At 53.4% G+C, this 6,285-nt stretch carries 5 protein-coding genes and 1 pseudogene; 1 reads left to right on the plus strand and 5 read right to left on the minus strand.

Features of this window, described 5'->3' with window-relative positions:
* Nucleotides 1-27: 27 nt before the first annotated feature.
* The 3 genes from A0129_RS11320 to A0129_RS11330 all read right to left on the minus strand — a co-directional run bounded on the left by A0129_RS11320 (nucleotide 28) and on the right by A0129_RS11330 (nucleotide 3,291).
* The gene (locus tag A0129_RS11320) at nucleotides 28-1,455 is read right to left on the minus strand and encodes a 3-oxoacyl-ACP reductase (protein WP_291715058.1); all 1,428 of its coding nucleotides are present in this window, start codon (nucleotides 1,453-1,455) and stop codon (nucleotides 28-30) included.
* A gap of 127 nt (nucleotides 1,456-1,582) precedes the next feature.
* A complete protein-coding gene (locus A0129_RS11325) occupies nucleotides 1,583-2,290 on the minus strand; it encodes a glutathione S-transferase (RefSeq protein ID WP_291715060.1) in 708 nt (235 codons plus the stop codon).
* Between the two features lie 5 nt (nucleotides 2,291-2,295).
* Nucleotides 2,296-3,291, minus strand: a complete 996-nt coding sequence (locus tag A0129_RS11330) for a rhodanese-related sulfurtransferase (protein WP_291715062.1) — start codon at nucleotides 3,289-3,291, stop codon at nucleotides 2,296-2,298.
* Between the two features lie 228 nt (nucleotides 3,292-3,519).
* On the opposite strand from A0129_RS11330, the pseudogene A0129_RS11335 reads away from it, so the two are divergent.
* Nucleotides 3,520-4,665 (plus strand): annotated as a pseudogene (locus A0129_RS11335) (hemolysin family protein); the annotation flags it as partial.
* A gap of 100 nt (nucleotides 4,666-4,765) precedes the next feature.
* On the opposite strand, the gene ispH reads toward A0129_RS11335, so the two are convergent.
* Together ispH and A0129_RS11345 are read right to left on the minus strand one after the other, a co-directional pair.
* The gene (gene ispH / locus A0129_RS11340) at nucleotides 4,766-5,695 is read right to left on the minus strand and encodes a 4-hydroxy-3-methylbut-2-enyl diphosphate reductase (RefSeq protein WP_291715064.1); all 930 of its coding nucleotides are present in this window, start codon (nucleotides 5,693-5,695) and stop codon (nucleotides 4,766-4,768) included.
* A gap of 7 nt (nucleotides 5,696-5,702) precedes the next feature.
* Entirely contained in the window at nucleotides 5,703-6,167 is a 465-nt protein-coding gene (locus tag A0129_RS11345) for an FKBP-type peptidyl-prolyl cis-trans isomerase (protein ID WP_105029590.1), read from the minus strand.
* Nucleotides 6,168-6,285 lie beyond the last annotated feature (118 nt).

The raw sequence follows: 6,285 nt of genomic DNA on the forward strand, positions 1-6,285 counted from the left end.
AGGCAGCGTATTCAGTGAATGAAAGAATTACGCGCCCACCAGGTTTTGTCCGCACACACGCAGAGTGGCGCCGTTTACACCAGCGGCCAGCGGGCTGGCCATGAAAGTGACTGCCTCAGCAATGTCCACTGGCAATCCACCTTGCGACAGGCTGGACAAACGACGAGCCACTTCGCGGGTTACCACAGGAATGGCTGCAGTCATTTGAGTTTCAATAAAGCCCGGCGCAATCGCGTTAATGGAAATGCCCTTGCCTTCCAGTTGCTTGGCCATGGCATCCACATAACCAATCACGGCACTCTTGGTGGCTGCATAGTTGGTTTGGCCTGCGTTACCGGCAATACCACCGATCGATGAAATACACACGATACGGGCGTTGACACCAAATGCATCTCCTGCCAACAACTGGTCGTTACAACGAACAATCGCACCCAGGTTCACATCCAGCACCATGTCCCACAGGTGGGCTGCCATGTTGCGCATCATCTTGTCGCGTGTGATACCTGCGTTGTGCACAATAATGTCAATCTTGCCACCCTTCTGTGCAGCCACAGCAGCCAGCTTCTTACCGGCGTCGGCATCGGTAATGTCCAGCGGGCAGGCCACGCCGCCGATGCTGCTCATGGTTGTACCCAACACGCTTTCGTCTGCGGGTCGATCCACACCGATCACGGTTGCGCCTTCGCGGGCCAGCACTTCAGCAATGGCTGCACCAATACCGCGTGCCGCGCCGGTCACAACGGCCAGCTTGCCAGTCAGTGGCTTCTCGGAAAACGCTGCAACTTTCACACCTTTCGGAGCACCAACTACCGGCAGCACTTGGCCGGTCACGAATGCTGAATGTGGGCTCAAGAAAAAGCGCAGTGCGCCTTCAATGCCATTTTCAGCGCCGGTTTTTACCTGAATCAAATTGGCGGTTGTACCGTTCTTGCCGCTTTCTTTCGCAAGGCTGCGAATAAAACCGGGCAATGAGGACTGTGCTGTTTCAGCCAGGGCATCTTTGCAATCACCACGTGGACGTCCAATCACCACAATACGGCTGTTCGATGGCACTTTGCGCAGGCGTGGGTTGAAAAAGTCGTACAACAAACGCAGGTCAGCCACGTTGGCTGCCGAGGTAACATCCAGCACATACACGGTTTCAGGAACGCCGTTGTCAGCTTGAGAAATGCTCACGTCTACTTTGGCTTTGGCCGCAGCTTGCTTGATACCATCCAGGCCCGCCAAATCGGCGGACACCTTGATCGATGCACCCATGGAATCCAACGCCTTCACCACGGCCGAAGCCACTGGGCCAAATGCACTGGCACCCACCAACGCGTTTGAATTGCTCAATGATTTTTCGGCGTATCCGGCTTTGGCGCGCTTCAACATGGGGGGCACGGGCAGGCCCAGTGCAGCGGCAATTTGTTTACCTGTCGAGGTGTGAACAAATTCAAGAATTTTGTCGGCCATGAGTCTCGTCCTTCTTATAGGGGGAATGTCTTTTTTAAGGGCCTAGCATAGCCCAGCAAGACAATGTTACTGTTGCGTAACTTGCGAGTGTATAGAAACTTGACCAGAAAATCGTAGAGGGTCGTCTCTAACCCGGAAAGGTTAAAGGCGTGTCACCGGGTTGCCAAGGGGTGTACTTCACCATGGCTTTTTCAAGCAAAGGCGAGGTCAAAAAAGAATTGAGCCACAACTTGAGTTCTTCATAGCCAGTTACTGCATCAAACCAAGCCTCATCGGCAATTCGAAACTGGCGCACAAAAGGCAAAATTGCGAAGTCGGCAAAGCTGGGTTTTGCGCCAAATAGCCATGGGCCCTGTTGCGACAGCACTTCATTCCACAGGGTCAGAATTTTTTCACATGCGATGCGATGCTCAAGAGGATCGCAGGTGTAGGTGTCAGTAGCCGTTTTTACGTGATAGCGGTGTGGGTATTTGTAACGGTCCAGGTTTCGCTTGAATTCGCCATCGAGTAGCGCAATCCATTCGTCGCATTTTTGTTGCTGTTCAGCACTCAACACCAACCAGTCTGCCGGAAAATTCTGGCCCACCGCCCAACGCATCACATCCAGGCTTTCATCGATCACAGTGCCGTCTTGGAGCCACAACACGGGTACGGTGCCTTTGGGTGAAATTTCAAGCATGTGAGCGGGTTTGGCGCGCAGTACCAATTCACGAACCTCAACCTTCAATCCCGCTGCGACGATCGCCAACCTTGCGCGCATGGCATAGGGGCAACGGCGAAAGGTGTACAACACGGGTAAACCAAGCTGGTGCCCGTGATCGGCTTGCTGCTCCACCCCGCTCACTCCGCGTGCGCTTGTTGGGGTAGCGGATCTTTGGGCAACATCTTGCGGCCGATATGCTTCTCATTGCGCTGCTTGGCCAGTTGAATCTGTTTTTGGCGTTCGCCAAAGCGCTTCTTTTGATCGTCGGTCAGCGAATCGTAGCAATGTGGGCAACCCACGCCCTGAATGTATTTTTCGCTCTGCTTTTCTTCCTCGGTAATTGGCATGCGGCAAGCATGGCACAGGTCGTAGTGGCCCACCTGCAAACCGTGGGTCACCGACACGCGCTGGTCAAACACAAAGCATTCGCCCTTCCACAAACTTTGCTCTTCGGGAATTTCTTCGAGGTACTTCAAAATGCCACCCTCAAGGTGATACACCTCTTCAAACCCTTGTTCCAGCATATACGCGGTGGATTTCTCGCAGCGAATACCACCGGTACAAAACATCGCAATCTTCTTGGGGCGCTTGTCCGCAGGCAGGCTTTTCAAATTCTTTTCAACCCATTGCGGAAATTCACGGAACGTGGTGGTGGCTGGGTCTACTGCGCCCTCGAAAGTACCAATCGCGTATTCATAGTTGTTGCGGGTGTCGATTACCAGGGTATCCGGATCCTGGATCAAGGCATTCCAGTCGGCTGGTTTCACATAGCGGCCCACCAGGCGATTCGGATCAATTCCATCTTTGCCCATGGTCACAATTTCACGTTTCAGCTTCACCTTCATGCGAGTGAAAGCCTGTTCAGGCGCTATCGAATATTTGGGTGGCAAATCCGCAAAACGCGGATCACTCCACAAAAAACGCATCAAGGCCACGATGCCGGCACGGGGGGCGCTCACAGTGCCATTGATGCCCTCCTTGGCCAGCAGCAAAGTGCCCAGCACACCGTTTTCAATGCACACGGCCTCGAGCCTAGGCTTGATGTCTTCAAAATCGGGAAGGCTGACGAATTTATACAGCGCTGCAACCACGATTTGATCGGATTGGGGAATGGAGGCTTCGCTCATGGACATGGCAATTCTTTCAAAAAATCATCAGACAAAACAACTTAGCCCGCTATTGTAACCGAGCACCGGAATTTACCCAATCAAGCAAAAAGCCAAATCAGCATGGGCTTTGGTACACTGAGCCACATACAGCGCTGCGCAGCAGCAACCCCCACTACAAGAACACACATCATGAATGCCTTCTGGATCTTGGTCCTTTTGATTTTGGTTTCCGGCTTTTTTGCCCTCTCGGAAATGGCACTGGCCTCCAGCCGGCGATCCAAGCTGCAAGCCATGGCCGATGCGGGAAACCCAAAAGCAACCATTGCACTGCAGATCATGGACAACCCCAGCCGCCTGCTCGCCGCCACTCAAACCGGCATCACCGCGGCCGCTTTGCTCATGGGTATTTATGGCGAATCCGCGTTGACTGCCACTTTTCAGCAGTTCATCGACCAGTATCTTCCGTCGCTCAGCAACTGGGCCAGTGTCATTTCATTCACAGTCACCATTGCCTTGGTCACAGGCTTTTCAATTGTTTTTGGGGAAATCGTGCCCAAACGCCTGGCCATCGCCAACCCGGAAAAGGTTGCTGCCTTTTGTGCACCTTTCATGTCGATCTTCCTGAAAGTGCTCAGCCCCGCAATTGCCCTGTTGTCCAAAGGCTCCGACCTGGTGCTCAGCTTCATCCCGTTCAAAGCTGCACCTGCAGTGAGTACGATTGAAGAAATTCAGGCCTTTCTCGATGAAGGCGCCAAAACTGGCATGCTGGCCCCCGAAGAACGTCACCTGATGAGCAATGTTCTGCGCCTTGAAGACCGTCGTTTGGCCTCGGTCATGACCCCGGTGAGCGACATTGCCTATCTGGATCTGCATGCACCGCGTGAAGACAACCTGCGCTTGTTGCGCGAGGCCCCACACTCCATGCTGCCAATTTGCAAAGGCAGCTTGCAGCAAGTGATTGGCGTAGCCGAAAGTCATGACATTCTTCAAGCGGCCATGGAAGGTGACATCGACTTCGCTGAAATACCCCTGCAAAACGCACTGTTCGTGCCCGCCTCGCTCACGCTGGTCGATCTGCTTCGCACTTTTCGCCAGCAGAAAAAAACTTTTGCGTTCGTGGTCAGTGAATTCGGCATGACCGAGGGTATTGTGACCATCGATGATGTGTTGTCCAGCGTGGTGGGTGACATGATGCCCATGATGGACACCCCCGAAGAAGCACTGGCTGTAAAACGCGAGGACGGATCATGGTTGCTCGATGGACTTTTACCCATCGACGAAATGAAAATCAAACTGGGCATTCGCGACTTGCCCCAGGAAGACTTGGGCAACTTCCACACCGTCGGTGGGTTCGTGTTGGCCTCGCTGGGCCGTATCCCGAAAAAAACCGAGAAATTTGACTGGAACAACTGGCGATTTGAAGTGGTGGACGTAGACCGGAACAGGGTGGACCAGGTATTGCCACCCCAAAACAGTCAGGCTGATGCAATTCAGGCCGTTAAACCCTCGGGTTCAATCCTTTCGGCATCGGAAAAGCGATGTTCTCTTCCACGCCTTCCATGTTTCGAACCGACAAAGCACCCCATTCTTTCAGGCGCTTCACCACACCCTGCACAAGGTGCTCGGGCGCTGAGGCACCCGCAGTCAAGCCGATGTGTTTCACGCCGTCGAACCAGTCTCGCTCCAGGCTGTCCGCATTTTCAATCAGCTTGGCAGGCACACCCAACTTCTCGGCCACTTCCCGCAAGCGATTGGAATTGGAACTGCTTGGGCTGCCCACCACCAATACCAAATCAACCTGGCGAGCCATGAATTTCACGGCATCCTGGCGATTCTGCGTGGCGTAGCAAATGTCTGCCTTCTTGGGCTCGCGAATATCAGGAAACTTCGTTTTCAGCGCGGCGATCACCTTGGAGGCATCATCAACACTCAAAGTAGTTTGAGTTACAAAAGCCAGTGGTGTACCCGCTGCAATACTCAGTTTGGCCACATCCTCCTCAGTTTCAACCAGGTAAATACCATCTTTCACCTGGCCCATGGTGCCCTCGACCTCAGGGTGACCCTCATGACCAATCATGATGATCTCGCAACCCTGCGCGCGCATCTTGCTCACCTCCACATGCACTTTCGTAACCAGTGGGCAGGTGGCATCAAACACCTTCAAACCCAGGCTTTCTGCTTGTGCGCGTACATCTTGCGACACGCCATGGGCGGAAAACACAACTGTGGAGCCAGTGGGCACATCCTCCAGTTCATCCACAAAAATTGCACCTTTGCCACGCAAGTCCTCAACCACGGTCTTGTTATGAACAATTTCATGTTTCACGTAAATCGGCGAACCAAATTGCTGCAGGGCGCGTTCCACAATTTCAATGGCGCGGTCTACGCCAGCACAAAAACCACGCGGCTGGGCCAGGCTAATTTCCATACTCACCTCACAGCACCCCGATCAACTGCACCTCAAAGGTCAGCGCCTTGCCTGCCAAAGGGTGATTAAAATCAAACAAAATATCGTCTTCACGTTCTTCCACTACCGTGCCGGCAAACTGACCACCATCGGGCGCAGGAAAGTGCACAAACTCACCTGGCTCAAATGTGGTGCCCTCTTCGGCGTATTTCGACAGCAAGGCTTTGCTCACGGGCCGGTACAGATCTGGATTGATGTCACCGTAGCCACTGCCTGCCGGCAAAGTGAATATGTCACGCTGCCCCGCCTGCATACCAAACAGGCAACGCTCAAGCCCCTCAGCCAACTGACCAGCGCCAATTGACAATGTGGCTGGCTTGTCCTCAAAAGTAGACACAATCACCTGCTGGCTGTCAGCCAAGCGAATGCGGTAATGCAAGGTCACGAATGAAGATTCGTTCACCACGGGCTTGGGCTGTACTGCATCGGTCATTTCAACATCCTGAATTCATTTCAAAAACGGCTCTATTCTACGCCTTTGGAAGCAGTCAGGCAGCCACACGCGGGTCTGAATGGTTCGAGTCTGTAATGACCCAGCGATTTCTGCACAG

The sequence above is a fragment of the Limnobacter sp. CACIAM 66H1 genome, from assembly GCF_001601825.1.
Taxonomy (GTDB): domain Bacteria; phylum Pseudomonadota; class Gammaproteobacteria; order Burkholderiales; family Burkholderiaceae_B; genus Limnobacter.